This is a genomic window from Chitinophaga sp. YR573 (genome assembly GCF_900110995.1).
Taxonomy (GTDB): domain Bacteria; phylum Bacteroidota; class Bacteroidia; order Chitinophagales; family Chitinophagaceae; genus Chitinophaga.
Genome location: NZ_FOJF01000001.1, coordinates 3666549 through 3683476, shown reverse-complemented (window position 1 = coordinate 3683476; position 16928 = coordinate 3666549). Strand labels below are relative to the sequence as shown.

General features: G+C 37.1%; 14 protein-coding genes. 5 read left to right on the top strand and 9 right to left on the bottom strand.

The features are described from left to right. Positions 1-16: 16 nt before the first annotated feature. Both BMW86_RS15675 and BMW86_RS15670 read left to right on the top strand, forming a co-directional pair. Positions 17-2668 (top strand): glycoside hydrolase family 2 protein, encoded by a 2652-nt coding sequence (locus BMW86_RS15675; RefSeq protein ID WP_255372931.1) that lies wholly within the window; start codon positions 17-19, stop codon positions 2666-2668. Positions 2669-2748: 80 nt separating this feature from the next. Next, on the top strand, positions 2749-5406 hold the full coding sequence (locus BMW86_RS15670; RefSeq protein ID WP_177189274.1) for a S9 family peptidase: 2658 nt from the start codon (positions 2749-2751) through the stop codon (positions 5404-5406). A 62-nt stretch (positions 5407-5468) separates the two neighbouring features. On the opposite strand, the gene BMW86_RS15665 is transcribed toward BMW86_RS15670, so the two are convergent. From BMW86_RS15665 to BMW86_RS15655, 3 genes are all read right to left on the bottom strand, one after another. Continuing rightward, a complete protein-coding gene (locus tag BMW86_RS15665; RefSeq protein ID WP_089782665.1) occupies positions 5469-5726 on the bottom strand; it encodes a hypothetical protein in 258 nt (85 codons plus the stop codon). Positions 5727-5889: 163 nt separating this feature from the next. Further along, on the bottom strand, positions 5890-6144 hold the full coding sequence (locus BMW86_RS32515; RefSeq protein ID WP_143056583.1) for a hypothetical protein: 255 nt from the start codon (positions 6142-6144) through the stop codon (positions 5890-5892). Positions 6145-7686: 1542 nt separating this feature from the next. After that, the gene (locus BMW86_RS15655; RefSeq protein WP_089782663.1) at positions 7687-8733 is read right to left on the bottom strand and encodes a helix-turn-helix domain-containing protein; all 1047 of its coding nucleotides are present in this window, start codon (positions 8731-8733) and stop codon (positions 7687-7689) included. Positions 8734-9555: 822 nt separating this feature from the next. On the opposite strand from BMW86_RS15655, the gene BMW86_RS15650 reads away from it, so the two are divergent. Further along, the gene (locus BMW86_RS15650; RefSeq protein ID WP_143056581.1) at positions 9556-9942 is read left to right on the top strand and encodes a hypothetical protein; all 387 of its coding nucleotides are present in this window, start codon (positions 9556-9558) and stop codon (positions 9940-9942) included. A gap of 23 nt (positions 9943-9965) precedes the next feature. Here the strand turns inward: BMW86_RS15650 and BMW86_RS15645 are convergent, their stop codons facing one another. From BMW86_RS15645 to BMW86_RS15620, 5 genes are all read right to left on the bottom strand, one after another. Beyond that, a complete protein-coding gene (locus tag BMW86_RS15645) occupies positions 9966-10364 on the bottom strand; it encodes a hypothetical protein (protein ID WP_089782661.1) in 399 nt (132 codons plus the stop codon). 292 nt (positions 10365-10656) lie between these two features. After that, a complete protein-coding gene (locus tag BMW86_RS15635) occupies positions 10657-10938 on the bottom strand; it encodes a hypothetical protein (RefSeq protein WP_089782659.1) in 282 nt (93 codons plus the stop codon). Positions 10939-11318: 380 nt separating this feature from the next. Further along, entirely contained in the window at positions 11319-11858 is a 540-nt protein-coding gene (locus tag BMW86_RS15630) for a hypothetical protein (protein ID WP_089782658.1), read from the bottom strand. Positions 11859-11954: 96 nt separating this feature from the next. Then, a complete protein-coding gene (locus tag BMW86_RS15625; protein WP_089782657.1) occupies positions 11955-13046 on the bottom strand; it encodes a FecR family protein in 1092 nt (363 codons plus the stop codon). Beyond that, the gene (locus BMW86_RS15620) at positions 13043-13624 is read right to left on the bottom strand and encodes a sigma-70 family RNA polymerase sigma factor (RefSeq protein ID WP_089782656.1); all 582 of its coding nucleotides are present in this window, start codon (positions 13622-13624) and stop codon (positions 13043-13045) included. Before BMW86_RS15620 ends, BMW86_RS15625 begins: the two co-directional genes overlap by 4 nt. Before the next feature lie 1126 nt (positions 13625-14750). Between BMW86_RS15620 and BMW86_RS15610 the strand changes: the two genes are divergently transcribed. Together BMW86_RS15610 and BMW86_RS15605 are read left to right on the top strand one after the other, a co-directional pair. Further along, positions 14751-15197 (top strand): LexA family protein, encoded by a 447-nt coding sequence (locus tag BMW86_RS15610; RefSeq protein WP_089782654.1) that lies wholly within the window; start codon positions 14751-14753, stop codon positions 15195-15197. After that, positions 15194-16474, top strand: a complete 1281-nt coding sequence (locus tag BMW86_RS15605; RefSeq protein ID WP_089782653.1) for a Y-family DNA polymerase — start codon at positions 15194-15196, stop codon at positions 16472-16474. Before BMW86_RS15610 ends, BMW86_RS15605 begins: the two co-directional genes overlap by 4 nt. Here BMW86_RS15605 and BMW86_RS15600 read toward each other — a convergent pair. After that, entirely contained in the window at positions 16471-16806 is a 336-nt protein-coding gene (locus BMW86_RS15600) for a helix-turn-helix domain-containing protein (RefSeq protein ID WP_089782652.1), read from the bottom strand. The genes BMW86_RS15605 and BMW86_RS15600 overlap by 4 nt on opposite strands. Positions 16807-16928: the final 122 nt, after the last annotated feature.

Genomic DNA, 16928 nt, shown 5'->3' with positions numbered 1-16928 from the left:
AAACATTATATTAATCATGCGATTTTTTATTCAAGCAATTGCCTTTATTATTTCAATATTTTTTATCGGCGTTTATCAAGTTAATGCTCAAAATAAGATAAGTTGGAAGATGCAACCGATAGGCATATCTACACGGTGGGCGGATTCAGTTAGTCCGGATCATCCGTTGAAGGAGTACCCCAGACCTCAAATGATCAGAAAGAACTATTGGCTGAACTTAAATGGACTTTGGCAGTATAAGATAACAGACCAAGAATCAAATATCCCAACGGCCTTTGAGGGTTCTATACTGGTACCATATCCTATTGAGTCAGCACTGTCAGGGGTGAAGAAAAGATTGATGCCTGATCAACTACTCTGGTATAAAAGAACGTTTGATAAACCAAAGATCAAGTCGAATCAGAAAATTTTACTCCATTTTGGTGCTGTTGATTGGAAAGCAACTGTATATATCAACGATAAAGAAGTTGGAGTACATACTGGCGGATATACCGAATTTACTTTTGATATAACAGATAAGTTAATTGATGGGAAAAATACAATACTTGTCAAAGTATATGATCCAACAGATAAGGGTATAGGACCACATGGCAAACAGGTATTAAATCCTGGCAATATCTATTATACGCCCTCATCTGGAATATGGCAGACAGTATGGTTGGAATCTGTTCCTAACAATTATATAAAGAATTTCAAATTAACACCTGATGTTGACAAAAGCCAACTTCTTGTCGAAGTTCATTCCTCTGATAGTAAATATACAGGTATAGTTGAGATCATTTCACCAAATGGAACGACTATTAAGGGAAACGTTGATACAAAAATTGTAGTGCCTGTAAATAATGCTCATCTATGGTCTCCAAATGACCCATATCTATATGATGTTAACATTAGATTGGTCAAAGATGGCAAGATGGTAGATGAAGTGAAAAGCTATTTTGGTATGCGTAAGATATCGATAGGGAAGTCAGCGGATGGGAAGAGCCGAATACTCTTGAATAATAAATATGTCTACAATTTAGGAACACTGGACCAGGGATTTTGGCCTGATGGATTATATACAGCCCCAACCGATGACGCTCTATCATTTGATTTGAAGGCTATAAAAGCCATGGGATTTAATACCGTACGCAAACATATAAAAATTGAGCCTGCTCGTTGGTATTACTACGCTGATAAGCTTGGTCTGATGGTATGGCAGGATTTCGTTAATCCAAACCAAAGTCTTCCAGAGGGTTCCAAACCTGAATATGAAAGAGAATTGCTTGAGACCATGGATCAGTTACACAATAATCCAAGTATCACTACCTGGGTTGTTTTCAATGAGCGGTGGGGACAATATGATCAAAAACGGATCACTGAGCTGGTGAAAGTAACAGATCCTTCCAGGTTAGTAAATGGTCACTCGGGGGAGCTATTATATGTAAACAATCAATTACACCAGCCATCAGACTCGCCGTATCAATCCTCGGACATGACTGATGTTCATTCATACCCATATCCAAGAAACCCTGTGTTACAGCCAGGTAAAGCGCAGGTAGTTGGAGAATTTGGTGGGATAGGAGTTCCTATCGAGGGACATTTATGGGATGATCTTGCCGCAGGGTGGGGTTATGATGGCTTGGTTTCACCGCTGATGCTAAAGAAACAGTATTCAGAAATGATTGATTCATTGGTAGCATTAGAAAAAGGTGGGGTTAGTGCCTCGATCTATACCCAACCATTTGATGTGGAAACAGAGCAGAATGGGTTAATAACTTATGATCGCAAGATTGCTAAGCTGCCACTGTTTGTATATCATGAAATTAATTCCAAATTACTGTCGTCTAAAAAAACACCCGCTTTTCAATTAAACGTTGAGATTGCCAGTAATACAATCCTTTCTTTCGGGGAAAGGAAAAAGTTTTTTTTAGATGGAAAGAAGGACTCTGCATTTCTAAGACAGCTTGCTATAATGGCGCTTGAAAATAAAGATTCTTCGCTTGCTACATCTGTATCAGATTTGTATATAAGTAAACTCAGAAGTCCATTTGCTGAAATAAATCTAAAATTTATCCGAAAGATGACCTTCAATGTCTCGGGTAGTGGATTTCAAATAATGAAAAATAATATAGGTATTATTGATTCTATTCTGGGAGGAAATGTTGCAGAGCGTTCTATAATGACATGTATCTACAATAGTGACATTGCCCCTGCATTAAATCTGCAGCATGTCAATTTGCCTGAGCTTGAAACGGATCTTACTGCTAAATATGGAGCGTTAGGTCAAGAAAGATTATGGCTTACAAATGTACTCTACTATTTAGATAAGCAAGACTGGACTAATTTCGGTAAATACTATAAGTTATATTTTGACAAGGCGATTATAACGGGGCGGAATTCTCTGCACATTAATAATATGAGCTGGCCTGTTGTCGAGAATGTTATAGATACAAGTGTCATAAATACAGCGATTGCTGCAATGCGTTACAGCATTGATAATTTTGATCAAAATGATCCTTATTCATTTGACACTTATGCCAATCTCCTGTATAAATCTGGGAATAAGAGAGAGGCATTATTGTGGGAGGCGAAAGCGCTGGAACTTTCAAAAAATGATCCCCCGTTTCATGAATCGACACAGAAGGTATATCAAAAAATGTTGAATAATGAAATTCCTTGGAAGTAATAATCTTTTGTCAAACTGATAACCTACGTCAGTCCATATAGCATAATTTCATGTTTAAATATTTTACATTAAAGATCAATATGAAAGTTACGTTCTTTAGAAATACGTTGTTAATCATTTTTACAATTTTTAATCTAACTGTATTTAGCCAAAAGAGGGCCATTGATTCCGCTTATTACAATTGGCCAGATCTAAGACCTCCTAAAATATCACCGAATGGGAATTATATTATGTATGAAATACATAATTATCCTGTCAATATGAGCACCTTAATTATTAAGTCGCTTACATCTAGCTGGGAAAAATCAATAGTTAGCCTGGATTTCCATTTTTATGAAGCCGAGATAACCAATAGCAAAGCAGTTTTCCTGAAGGGGAATGACTCGTTAGGCGTGATTGAGCTTGGTAAATCAGAAGAATACTATTTAGGGAATACATCCTTCAAGGTATCAGAACACAATGGCAAAACCTGGATTGCAAGTTTAAAAGGCAATAGTCTTTCTTTAATTGGCGGGAGAGGGAATGCTACTTTATTTAACATTATCGATTATTATTTTGTCGATGAAGGGAAAAAATTATTGGTACAAGGATCTGATACCTTATCCGGGAATGCAAAGCAGTTTTTTTCATTACTGGACTTGACCAGTATGAAGGTGGAAAAAATTTGGTCAGGTGAAAAAGCGAGCTCTCTAACTTTCAATAAGAAAAGCAATCTGATGGTATGTTTGGTTACAACATCAGAATTAGTAAGCCCTTTAAAACGTTTTTTATTCTTCAATTTCAGCAATAAGGACAGTTTTTCAGTAAGTAATAATAGATATCCGGATTATGAAATATCAGGTATTATGTCTTTTACTAGAAATGATGACAATGTAATTGTTAAATTAAAGGAGATAGGAAGAGATGAGCCCAAACGTAAGCCTAACAAACTAAACTTAACTATCTGGAATTACAAGGATGAAGTAATTCAATCAGTGCAGAAAGAACAAATAGAGCCAGACGAATACCGAGCTTCGGTAAACATTCAACGTCATACCCTTACAAGGATTCAGGAGAAAAATGATAGATGGAATGATATTTTACCAGTATCAAGTGCGGGCAAAAGTGTACTTGTTAATCAAAGTTTTGGAGATTGTTATTATCAAGAAATAGCATGGAATCCTGCTTGTAAAAAAGATTGGTATTTAGTAAATTTAACAGATGGACATAGAAGAAGATTGACAAAAATTGAAACAATAAATCCATTTAATGACTATAGGCTTTCACCCGATGGGAAGTATGTTATTTATTACGATCGTGATTCTTTAGCATATTTCTCTTACTCGATTTTCACTGATAGTTTAATTAGACTTACTAATAGTAGTTCTAAATTTATTTATAATACACAAATGCCTAGTTATTTTCCAGATTTTCAGCGGGGGATTGCAGGATGGAGCAAGGATATTAAATCAGTATATATTTATGACGCTTACGATATATGGAAGTTCGATTTATCAGGTAGTAGAACGCCACAAAACATTACCGGTGGATACGGAGCCAAAGACAGTATTGTTTTTACAATGATAAGTACTAATGGATACATTATAGAAGATCGTAATGTTATTCTAAGTGCATTAAATATAAATAACAAAGACAATGGATTTTATAGTGTTGATTTGAAACATAATACTAATCCTAAGGTTTTAACGATGGGGCCTTTTATTTACTATTTGCCCTTCTATCAGGCTGATGAAAACGGCGGCTTAAAGCCAGTTAAAGCCTCTGAAAAGGATATATATATAGTAAAAAGGGAAAGTAGTGATGTGTTTCCAAATTATTACAGCACCAGGAATTTTATTGATTTTAATAAAATTACAGATCTTGCTCCTGAACGTAATTATCTATGGTATAAAACGGAGCTTCATTCATATACTTTGCCAGATGGAAAATTAGTTAAGGGCGTTCTCTATAAACCTGAGAATTTTGATTCAACAAAAAAGTATCCAATGATTGTATATATATATGAAAAACTATCTAATTCTCTACATGGATACATCCCACCAGAACCAATTTGCAATGGTTGTGATGTAAATCCTGCAGTTATTGTTAATAATGGTTATTTATTATTTAAACCGGATATTTATTACAAACCTAATCAGACTGGAGAAAATGCACTTCAAACTGTGGAGTCTGCAATAGCGCATTTTAAAAACTATACTTGGGTTGATACGGATAATATTGGCCTCCAGGGATGTAGTTTTGGTGGATATGAAGCAAATTATATACTTACACACTCAAATAGTTTTAAGGCAATTTGTGCTGCATCAAGTCTAACTGATATGATAAGTTATGGAAGCAACCACTTTAGCTCAGTTTATACATCATTTACATGGGGCCAAATGCGTATGGATAAACTAATTTGGGAAGATCCTATTGCATTTGTAAAAGTTTCTCCAATCTTTAGCGTTGACAAAATCTCGACTCCATTACTACTCTTTCACACCACAGTTGATGATGCATGCCCTTTTGAACAAGCTCGCGAGCTTTATCTGATGATGAGAAGATTAAAGAAGGAAGTTTGGTTGCTGGAATATGGAGATGGTAATCATGGAATATTTGATCCTGAGCAGGTTAAAGATTTTAGCACAAGAATGTTACAGTTCTTTAATTTTTATCTTAAAAAAGGCCCTTGTCCAATTTGGATGAAAAATGGTATTAAAGCTAAGGATGCTAGATATGAAAGAGGTTTGGAGTATTGAGTTTCTTTAAATTCATTATAAAAAATAAAGGCTAACTAACTAGTTAGCCTTTATTTTTGCAGTTACAGAGCTGGGTACAGAATGGTGGCTGTACATACACCTGTATGTGAAAAAGTGTTAATTGTAGAAAGTGTAGTCGTTATTCCTATATTCAGGTTTGGATCTGACGTATAGAAAGCAGTTGTAGGCACTGTACATACGGTTCCTGCTGCATCTAGCTTAAAGAATGGATGTACAGCTCTTGATGTTTTAAATGCAAAAGCTCCGCCAACTACTGCAAAAATTGCGATTGCTGATAATGCTATTTTAGCTTTTCTCATGGTAATCTTGCCTTTCTAAATCAAAAGGCTAAACTTTAATAAATTAAAATGCCTACTCTTTTCTCATGGTTTTCGGCTACCCCATTTATTCGACGTCGAAACTTATTTTAATATTTTGTTACTAAATCTTTAACTATGATTTATCATTTGTCAATCCCCTACTTTATAAAGCAGGGTACACAAATATCGTTGTACAACATCCGATGTGTGAAAAAGTATTTAAACTAGATATAGTTGTTATTTGACCAATTGCAAGGGCTGGATCAGTTGTATAAGTGGCAACGGCTGGAACAATACAACGACAAGCAGCGTCATTTTTGAAAAATGGATGATTCAATCTTGATGTATTAAACGCCATAACTCCGCCCAGAATTGTAAGTAAAAAAATTGTTATCACTAAGTATTTTGCTTTTGACATGGGTGTTTTTTAGGTTTAAACAAAAAATGTTCTTATTTACTATCATTTATCCTTGTCTGAACTTATCGTGAATTTTGAATACTACTTGGCAAGTGTCATTGTTGTCGATAGATACTCTATAGAGCCGGGTACAATATAATTGTCGAACAATTTCCAGTATGGGAGGAGGGGTTAAATAAAGTTATTGTTATAGGTGGACCAATCGCTAGTGCAGGGTCAGTTGTATAGAGGGTAAGAGTTGAAACAGTACAAGCTCCATTAGGACCTGTTTTATAGAATACATGAAGAATTCTTGAAGTTTTAAATGCGGCAAATCCTCCCAGAATTGCAAAGAAAAAAATGACTACCAAAAAAAATTTTGCTTTAAACATAGTTATATTTTTTAGATGATTTAATTATGAATAATTTTCCCATTTCCTGTCTTAAATTAAACTCAACATTATTACTTAAACCATTTACTTGGTCGTTAATGCAATAGCATCTGCAGGATAAATTATAGTATATGGACATGTTGTACTGAATACTGATGTCGTATACAATGAATTTTGAACTATCGGAGTGCCATCAAGTGCATCAATTACATTTGTAGTATACGGTGTTATAGTTGGAGAAGTACAAATGTTACTGAATCCAACCTTGTACATAATATGGTACGACCTACTGCCACGAATACCTACCATTACTGTAGTAGAGGTAATTAGAAAGATCACTGTTAGTATTATTCTTGCTCGCATGCTATTATATTTACGCACGTTTTACAATGTTGTAAATCCTACTGCTCTTGTACAGGATCCTGAATGAGCATACGTATCCAGAAAAGTTTCAATCTGATAGATTTTAACCGAGATATCAATGCTCGTTGTATATTTAAAGGTTGTTGGAATTGTACAATTTAATCCGGACGGATCATTCTTATACCAAACTATCGGCATTCTTGAAATTTTGAATGCGAATACTCCATTTGCAACTACAACTACTGATATAATTGCTAATATTGTCTTTGCTTTTTTCATTGGAATACAATCTTTATAATTTCTGATATTGCAACTATTGCATAGCTACTCTGCTTTAATAATTCCGATACCAGGCATTATAAGGATCGGCATTATTACAACGTTATTTCAATAAATAATCTTGGTAAACTGAGGAGAGGAAAAGTAAAATAGTTTAAGGAATGGGTAGGTGAATCCTACATGTCTTGCAAGAAACATGCTCTGATCAAATTCACCTACCATTAAATCTCGATAGATCAATTCCTTATTTTATGAAGTGCAAAAAAGCAAGGTTAGATCAGATTAACGATCTATGGAATATGATGAATACTAAAACACCTTTAATGTTTTATAGTCTGTAAAATATAGTGATTGGGGTAAAATCAATTCATCCATAATGCTGATATGTTGGGCTTACAATAAATAAAGAAACCATTATTTATATCGGGTTACAGGTTTCTGTCTTTCTTAAATCAAATGTCGGAAGTATTTCCGACATGATTTTGGTGGGATCGTGAAATTTTTCTGTTCATACTAAAAAATTCTAGTCCTAATTGTCCAGGCTAGCTATATTGTTCAGATACTCGGTTGGTGTTTTTCCGGTATTCTTTTTAAACACACGCGTAAAGTAAGACTGGTCCATATATCCCACAAGCTCGCACACTTCTCCCACCTGCTTACTGCCGGAATCAAATAATTGCTTAGCCTTCTCTATCCGTTGTATCTGAATGTAAAGTTTCGGGTTAATTCCACACTTTTCTTTAAAGGCAATTTCCAACAGCCTTTTTGAAATCCCCATTTTGCTTGCCTGCTCTGAAATAATAATGTCTTTCTCCGGGAAATTATTAATCTGATTAATCAGGGCATCAATCCGTCTGCTGTACGCAGTAATCGCTTTCTTCTCCCCTTTTGGACGTCCTATACTATCCAAGTATGCTAACACGAGGTCGCAGACCCGACTATCGTAATATAACCTTCCGGCCGCATCTGTCAACTGGCTTTTTTTTATCTTCCGGATTTCTGCTTTAGTCGTTACTTTGAGTCGTTCAAAAGGCAATACCAGGTGCTTTTCCCCTTTACGTTCCAAATTGTCCATTAATTGGCCTAAAGGCGAATAGGTGTCCTTTAGTGTTATAAGCATATTTAGAGCCGGAACGATGAAGATAGAATGGTATGGTCTACCGGAGATAATAGTGGTCTTAAAAGACTGCTCCGCCGGAAAATAGTGCATGGCCTGTTTTTTCTCCAGCAGGAAGATTCGACCTGCAGATCCGGTCAGATGTACCGCGCCCTGGTAAACAAAATGAAGGCAGACCAGGTTAGTTTCAGCTATCATAGTAATTTCCATATCCACCAAAGGGTACAGGTATTGCTCACTGTAATAATGGCCTGCCAGAAGCCCGCTCTGGATTATCATAGTCCCCCAGGAGCCGGTTATACAATAAATGGTGACGTCATCTGAGAAAAACCTTAGCTGTCTGTATTTATGAGGCAGCCTATCTGCAACAATGGAATTTTTAACCAGGTTACCTGGCAACTGGTACTTAATCATTACACCAAAGTTTATTTTCCAGATCGTAATTAACATCCTGTACATTAACGTTAATATGAAGGGAACTTACCATCTCCCCCGCAAACTTGTCTAAACAAGTATGTGGATCAGTGGTTACGTGCTCATCATATTTTTGTTTTAGTTCACGTAGCTTAATCGGAACTTCAGGCATCCGGTAATGTACGCTCTCCCCAAAAAACTGTGTATTAGGGCACTTGAAGGGATCGTCATTGTTTGCATATGGTTTCATAAACTATAAATATTGGGGGTTATCCTATAGAAATTATACGAGACAGCATACAGGCTGCAACATTATCACAGCGTAGTAGTATAAATATATTATCAGCAAAAATTGCGGTAAGTCTATAAAGCGGGCAAACAGCTGGATATTACAGCTTGTAAAAAGCACAATGGGCATTATCTGTTTTTATTGATATCCTATGAGAACAAGGACCGGCCAGAACATGAGTTTAACAACGATACTTGCCAGAAGTGAACAGATATAAAAGTTAACACCTAACCAAAGTACAACTAAATTTCATAGAATAAACTTTATTGACACTCAAATTTTACAATTTATTTTTTGTAATTTTGGTATTCACATTTGTAGTACAGATGTATATATATCTGGTATAAGGTGCCGATTTTTTATTGGTGTCTTCCCCTGAAAAGTCAACATTCATTCAACTCGAAATATGACAGTATTTCTTCCAGGACTTTTCAATACTAGTCAGATATTTATTAGAATTCTGTAAAAAGCACAATTCACATTAGTAGGCCAGGGTAGCACAGCTGATATATGGCTACCCTGGTTCACTTTATTTTATGCAGGCTCTCTCCTACTGCGTTTCTTTAACTTTTTATTTTATGGACATCTTAGTTAAATTGACTATCCCTGATGGGAAGCTGCCCCCACTATGCAATTACTTTTCTACTAAAAGGGAAGAATGGCTCAAGTATGGCAATAAAAGCGAACTGGCTAACGAGAAATTAGCCAGGTTAGTGAACCATGTTTTTGCAACCGGCCTAAACGCGTTAAAGCACAACAATCATACATTTGATCTTATAAAAGATCTGCCTGAACATAGCAAGAAGCTACTTTTGAAACCTTTCGGAATCTCCTTCGATGACATGAAAGATAAACCCTTCGATAAAATTGTGAACCTTCTGGAGGAGAAAAATAATTGCAGTATAATCTTTACTGAATACGAGGGGCGAAAAGAAGCGCTCATGGTACCGAGAAGAGAGTCTTAACCGGCGCTCTTCTCTTTTCATTTTTATCGCTTATCGTCTACGAACAGCAGCGTTAGCTGTACATAACCAGGAAGCGAAATAATATTACTATGCAGCTTATATTGCAACTGCTTTATAAAGTCATTGTTCTCAATTATTTCTATAAGGAATGCCGCCGGTTCTACCGGAGAGACATTACCAATGTGCGGCCTGCTAAGATGATAGACAAGCATTAGTTCGAGTCCAGGATTTTGTACCGCCTTCATACAATTGATGGCTCTATATTCTTTAAATAATTTACGTGCCTGGCGATTAATTTCATTAGTTATCTTTATCAGTATGCTATTAACAAGTTGTTGGGCATTCGGATCAAGTTTCTTTTTCGGGTCTCTTAATTGACGCTTTACATCCTTTAATTTTGCAGGGATCGTTGATTGACTCATTACTAATTATTACTTGTTGTATTTTTTAATGATTTCTGGTTTTAGATCTCTGAAACACCTTTTGGCTTTTAGATAATCCTGCTGCATATGTAGCAACAATACCTGCTGAAGCTTTTCTATCAGAGGTTGGTCACACCTGCTTTCTGCATAGTATATCAGTGCTGAAACATAAACCCCGGCGTTATGCCATGATTTATCCCTAAAAGCCCTACTGGCAATACGGGCAACGTTTCTGATAATAACATCGGCAATAGAATCGCCTACCTTCTTTGAGGTAATTATACTCCGTTGTTTATATATTCCCAGGTAGGTCATTTTGGTTAATGGCATCAGGTGGAATAATGACTATCCGTCCATGTGTACTTCCAGGAATTTCCAGGTCCACCTGCCTGCTCATAATCCCTACATCCCGGCCACTGCTGGTAGCGTAATTATCATTTGCAAATATTTCAGGAAACCCCTTCATAATAATGCTGATCATTTCTATGCTATATCCCAGACTTTTTAACCTGGATAGAAACCAAGCAAATTCTCCTACGATTCTATCTGTATCTTGAGGTCCCTCGGTTTCCATAGCTACTATTTTCGAACTAATTAAATAGGAAAATACCGGGTAAAGACCCAGGTATTTGTTATTTAATCTTCATTTTTTAGTAAAACGATAGTAAAAACTTATACTGATTTATTTTAGTTTAGTTTAAATACAAATAAAAGTAAGGATAGGTGAACATTGTGAGATGACTCAAGATTTTCAACCAATTAGAAATCTTTTCAATTAAATTGAGTATGTAGAAGGTAAATGAAAATCAACCTCCTAACGATTCCCCATCCTTACTAGTTAAGTTACCATTATGAATTTTTGCTAGCGTTTATAAAAGGCCGGCAGCTTGCACACTACCGGCCACTATCCATCATGGCATTCTTAACCTATTTCATTCCCTAGAAATAATAGCATTAACTAAATGAAAATCTACCAGGCTTTAACTGTGGAAGCGTCAAAGTTCCATAGTCGTTGCGGCAATAATAATTAAATGTGGTTTGCAGCCATTTAAGATCATATAGATCTGCCTGATAAATCGTATCGGCAACCAATCCCAAAAATACAGTTGTTCCTTGCAGAAAACGCAATGTACCATACACCCTTGAATGGTCATACACCATTAGCTGGTGAGGATAGATAATAGGGCGTTTCTCATTTTCAGGAGGGAAAGTTGACTCAATTAGCTCTGGCGCGCTTTTAATCGCCCAAAGTAGTGTGCTTTTTTTATCATCTACATTTATATAAGCATCGTATGATTTCCCATCAGTTAATTTTACGTAATGGATATATAAATGATAATTTCCAAACTGTGATTCCTGGACAATATGGATATTGCTGTCCCAGGCAAGTACTTTGCAGCGAAGTTTTGGTAAAAGGAAATGCTTGTACCTTTTTAGCCACGGGCCAGGATAACGTTGATGTCGTATGGAGTCTTTTATCGTATATAAATCCATTTCAGGTAAGTTATTGAGGGTATTTTAATAGCCTGCAACAACGGACGCTCAAAATGGAAAAAAGGGTGAAAGGATTTTGAATTATTTTTAAAAAAATTATTTTCTTCCTATTGTGGTAATATGAAAGGTATCCTTTACCTGGTAGACCTGCAAAGTTGCTTCTAACCCAAACGTTTTTATAACAGCTTCGAGTGCCATCTCAACTTCGGTTCGGTCATGAATAGGAAAGCTAAAATGCCGTCCTGTGGGTAGATAAGTGTCCAGTTTAACTGTAATCCCATATTTAAGGTATATAGTGGTAAGGATATCAGATAAAGGTTGGTCGTGGAAATAGGTAAAGCCATTTTCCATCGCCTCCATTTCAACTTCGGTATAGGCGGTTATATCTAAATGATTATTTGTATTTAAAGTAGATTGCTGTCCCGGCTTTAGTACTATACTATCTGCTGGTGTAGTTACCAGTACAGCTCCACTGGCAAGAGCTACCTTACTGATGGAACCCAGGTTTACCACCGCGAATTTTGTTCCCAGTACTTTTACAGTGGTTTTGCCAACAGTGAGTATGAATGGAACTTTTGCATTGCCGGCAATCTCAAAGAAACCTTCGCCGGTAATAGTTCCCTGGCGTATCCCACCACCAGAGGGCAGTGTCGTTGTAAACGTTGCGCCCGGATGCAGTAGTAACCTGGAACCATCACCAAGCAAAAAGCCGGCGGAACTTATATTCCTTACTACCACGCTGGCAGGCCCCGGACCTTCTGCCATTAAGCTCTCCAGTGGTGGCGGTGAATCTTTCGTGTAAGACGATAAATCGATGTAGCTACTATCAGAAAAAACAATATAATTTCCCTTGAGAAGGGTCTTGTCTGTTATCCGGTTAGTTTTATTTCCAGTAAATAAGTATAAGAAGGTACCAGCTAGTACAAGGAGGCAGGCCGCTGCTGCATATTTGAGGTAGTTTATCTTTGCTTTTCGTCTATTAATTACCCTTGGAAGCAGCTTCTCCCATGCTTTCTCTTTATCACTATTTTCAAAAACACCATAAGGATCACTATTAATCTGATCCCACAACTGCCTGGCGGAAGGGTCATTTAGCAGCAAATCAGCAATGAGTACATTTTCTTCTTCTATGGTTAATCCGGCTTTCTTCCTCAAAAAGAGAAAGTACAGCTCCTCGTTGTCTTTCATTTTCGGAAGATTAATTTTCTCGGGTCAATTTCATTTCGCAACTGTTTTAAATCATTTTTAACGTAGCGAAGATGGGTTTTAATCGTATTGATACTTAGACCCGTTAGCGCAGACAGGTTACTTATCGTCAGTCCATCAATGTGATATTTAACAAAGATTTTTCTTCTAGCATCAGGGATTTTCTCGAACGCGGCGGTTAATTGCCTTCTCACCTGGTCATCTTCTCTTACTATAATATCATTTAATACTGAATTATCATGCTGCAGATCCTGGGTTGTCTGAAAATACTCTTCTTCATTGCGTTTTAACCTGTTGTTCCGCCGTAAATAGTCTAAGGAAGCATTGGTGCAAATTGTTGTTAAATAAGAGTACAGGCTCTTGGTAATGTTTTCAAATTGCCTTTTTTCAGTAAAATCAATAAAAACTTCCTGGACGATATCTTCAGCCTGCTCTTTTGATTTAACAATTTGGGTACTATGAAATACCAGCACGTCGTAGTACTTATCAAATATCGCTTTTAATGCAGCGATATCTTCTGGATCAGATTTTAGGCACTCCAACCAATAGGCATCATTCATAACACAATATTTTCCTATAATACAATTTTGAACACTTCATCCCACAGCTATCCACCTAAGATATCCGGGAGCAGAAATCCAACTATTATGTGTATATTTTAATGATTTGATAGAGTTAAAAGCCGTCCGAGCAAATTACGAAATTTCCCATTTTATCTATCCTTCCACATAAGAATTTTTTTTAATAAATAGTTGTTGCAACGAATGTTAAAACCTTCAATGATCGCTTGTTCATAAAATGATCCTTCTCCCGGAGGCTGGGGATAATGCTATTTACTTGAGCAAAATCCCCCTGATATCCTACGGCAGTGAAGATTTAACCTCTTTGTAAAATCGCGCCTCAATAGTGAATACCACAAAACCTATCGTAAGTATTTCTATCCTGAAGTGTTCCCCATCACCTTTCTGACCAAGGATAACTCCGTGATGCAAGCCCAGGGTATAATTATATATTCCCCTCTGGGTAAAATTTGGTAATAGAGAAATCTGATACATGCTGGCATCCTTACATCCCACGTAAAGAGAAAAAATGAGCATGAATACCCAAATGCAAAAAAGTATTAGCATAGTGATTAGCTTTAAATCTAAAAGTTGGTAGTGTTTGTATAGGTGATAACAGTGCCCTAAAAGATTGTAGTCCGCCGGAATGGATTTTTAAAAAATTCCCCTTTTATTTACTATTAGATATAAGATCCTGTTTATAATATTATTATAGTATCTCCCTTCTCCGGGAGATGGATCCAGGTTCCCTCCCCTTCCCATCCTCCCACCCTTCAAATTTAAAATGAAATATCACCGTGAACAACACCTACTTCTTTCAAAACAGCAAATGAAAATACTCCCAAATCCCCTATGGCATTAGTTATTGTCAGATGCCTGATTGTATGTCCAAATCCAAAATTTAAAAGAATTATATCTCAGCACCTCTACACCTGGTAGTTGCTGAAGTGCTTTCCGGGTCTTTCAATCACAGAACTACTAATTTCGTCATCTGAATACCGCCCTCATTAACAAATCGTTTTTTAAACTGACATTCAATACGTTAGAGTCCTCTGCCAGCTATACACAAACTTGCATACTTTTTAAACTAATTTATTTAGCATAGAATTGCTAAAAATATTGGGAAATGAAAGAAGGTGGGAAAAGTGATAATCATCCAGCTTATAACATTCAACACTTAAGTGTAATCCTGCAGATAATAGATGCCCGCGTTTCCGCAGGTTTCCCCTCACCTGCAGCTGACCATTCTGAAAACGAAATTGACCTTATTAAAGAATTTGGCCTGGATAAGCCCTCTGTGTTTATTATGCAGGTAGATGGAACCAGCATGCAGGGTGAGCGTATATTTATCCCCAATGGCGCTTATATATGCGTTGACAGAGCTCCTAAAGCCCGTCCGGGTAATGTTGTCATAGCTATCCTCAACGGTGAATTCACTGTTAAAACCTTGCTGAGAAAAAATGGCCGGTGGATACTCCATCCTGAAAATCCGGCATTCAGTCCAATAGAAGTAGGCCAGGAAGATGAATTGACTATATGGGGAGTGGCAAAAGCTGTAATCTTCCGTTTATGACTGCTCAAACTTTTGTGGCACTTATTGATTGTAATAATTACTACGCCAGTGCCGAAAGACTCTTTAACCCATCCATACGCCGCAAGGCCGTGGCCGTGCTGAGTAACAACGATGGCTGCATTGTCTCCCGTTCGGAAGAAACCAAAGCTCTCGGCATCCCAATGGGGGCTCCTATTCATAAATTTAAGGCACTGCTTACAGCTAACGATGTCGCTATCTTCAGCTCTAATTATACCCTTTATAATAGCATTAGTGATAGGGTACATAAAACGATCTCCCAATTCGTAGAAGATGTCGAAAAGTATTCCATTGATGAGGCATTCGTTAGCCTTGATGGCTTTACCCATGTAAGCCTCTATCGTCATTGCCGGCTGATAAGGGCCACTGTTTTAAGGAATGTGGGCATACCTGTGTGTATAGGTATTGCCCCTACCCGCACACTGGCCAAATTAGCCAACTGGTATGCAAAAAAAGAAAGGCGGCAAATTGGAGTTTATATCCTGGACTCGCAGGAGAAAATTAACGCTTTGCTTAAATGGACAAAGGTGGAAGATATCTGGGGGATCGGACGTAAGTATGCCCACCTGCTTAATAAGTACCGAATTTACACAGCCTGGGACCTGGTACATACCCCTAAAGATTGGATCAAGAAGCATTTAAGTGTCGTGGGCCTGAGATTAGTTATGGAGCTGCAGGGAACTATCTGCGCTGAACTTGAAACGGAACCGGCCATCAGAAAATGTATTGGAACTGCTAAATCGTTTGGTACTCCCCTCTCCAGGAGAAGTGATGTCGGGCAAGCCCTTGCTAACTATACTGCCCTGGTAGCAGAAAAGATTCGGTCTCAAAAGAGTGCTGCCGGCCAAATCCACGTATTTTTACAAACCAACCCTTTTAATACCAGCGACAAACAATACTATCAAAGTGTTACCATTAACCTGCCGGTTGCAACCAGCAGCACTGTGGAGCTGCTATATTATGCCGATCACGCCTTAAACAGAATATGGAAACAGGGATACAACTTCAAAAAGGTAGGTATTCAGTTACAGCAGTTGGTGGATGAAAATAAGATCCAGTATGGCCTTTATGATCAGATAAACCGGGAGAAACAAAATAACTTAATGTTGGCCATAGACCAGATCAATAGCGCTTTTGGAAAGAAGGACATTGTAAAATTTGCCCGACAGGGAAATACCACCAGCTGGAAAATGAAGCAGGAACATTTAAGTCCATGCTATACAACGAAGCTGTCAGACGTATTAATTATTAGAGCTTAAAAACCTTTTCTCTGTTCTTCCTTAAAATTTTTCAGGAATTTTGGCCATACGTCCTCAATTAGATCGTTAGGCTCACAACCCAATGTAGCTGCAATCCGAAATATCTTCAAGATACCGGGTTCCAGATCCCCATTTTCAACTTTACTGATGTATGGCCCTCCACCCTTCGCATAAAAACCCAAATCATTCTGACTTAATCTTTTACCCCTGATTATTGTATTCTCTCGACGTACTTTTATTCCCTGGCCCATTTCGACCAGAAACATTTGCTCTTCCGAAGATAAAGAGCGTCGCTTTTTTGTGTTCTTCTCCTTTTTTGTGTTCTTCTCCATTTCAGTCGCAACCTATAAATTATTTACTCTATATACAACATCTTATAATACATATTCTAAAGTAAATATCTTATAGTACGTATCTAATAATATTTATCTTATAAGATAAATATTAAACGAAA

Coding starts and splice junctions, on each gene's coding strand:
- BMW86_RS15625 (WP_089782657.1), bottom strand. CDS start 13,046: ATGAAAGACAACGAGGAGCTGTACTTTCTCTTTTTGAGGAAGAAAGCC.
- BMW86_RS15600 (WP_089782652.1), bottom strand. CDS start 16,806: ATGGAGAAGAACACAAAAAAGGAGAAGAACACAAAAAAGCGACGCTCT.
- BMW86_RS15665 (WP_089782665.1), bottom strand. CDS start 5,726: ATGAGAAAAGCTAAAATAGCATTATCAGCAATCGCAATTTTTGCAGTA.
- BMW86_RS15650 (WP_143056581.1), top strand. CDS start 9,556: ATGGACATCTTAGTTAAATTGACTATCCCTGATGGGAAGCTGCCCCCA.
- BMW86_RS15630 (WP_089782658.1), bottom strand. CDS start 11,858: ATGGATTTATATACGATAAAAGACTCCATACGACATCAACGTTATCCT.
- BMW86_RS15605 (WP_089782653.1), top strand. CDS start 15,194: ATGACTGCTCAAACTTTTGTGGCACTTATTGATTGTAATAATTACTAC.
- BMW86_RS32515 (WP_143056583.1), bottom strand. CDS start 6,144: ATGTCAAAAGCAAAATACTTAGTGATAACAATTTTTTTACTTACAATT.
- BMW86_RS15645 (WP_089782661.1), bottom strand. CDS start 10,364: ATGAGTCAATCAACGATCCCTGCAAAATTAAAGGATGTAAAGCGTCAA.
- BMW86_RS15610 (WP_089782654.1), top strand. CDS start 14,751: ATGAAAGAAGGTGGGAAAAGTGATAATCATCCAGCTTATAACATTCAA.
- BMW86_RS15670 (WP_177189274.1), top strand. CDS start 2,749: ATGAAAGTTACGTTCTTTAGAAATACGTTGTTAATCATTTTTACAATT.
- BMW86_RS15635 (WP_089782659.1), bottom strand. CDS start 10,938: ATGGAAACCGAGGGACCTCAAGATACAGATAGAATCGTAGGAGAATTT.
- BMW86_RS15620 (WP_089782656.1), bottom strand. CDS start 13,624: ATGAATGATGCCTATTGGTTGGAGTGCCTAAAATCTGATCCAGAAGAT.
- BMW86_RS15655 (WP_089782663.1), bottom strand. CDS start 8,733: ATGTACAGGATGTTAATTACGATCTGGAAAATAAACTTTGGTGTAATG.
- BMW86_RS15675 (WP_255372931.1), top strand. CDS start 17: ATGCGATTTTTTATTCAAGCAATTGCCTTTATTATTTCAATATTTTTT.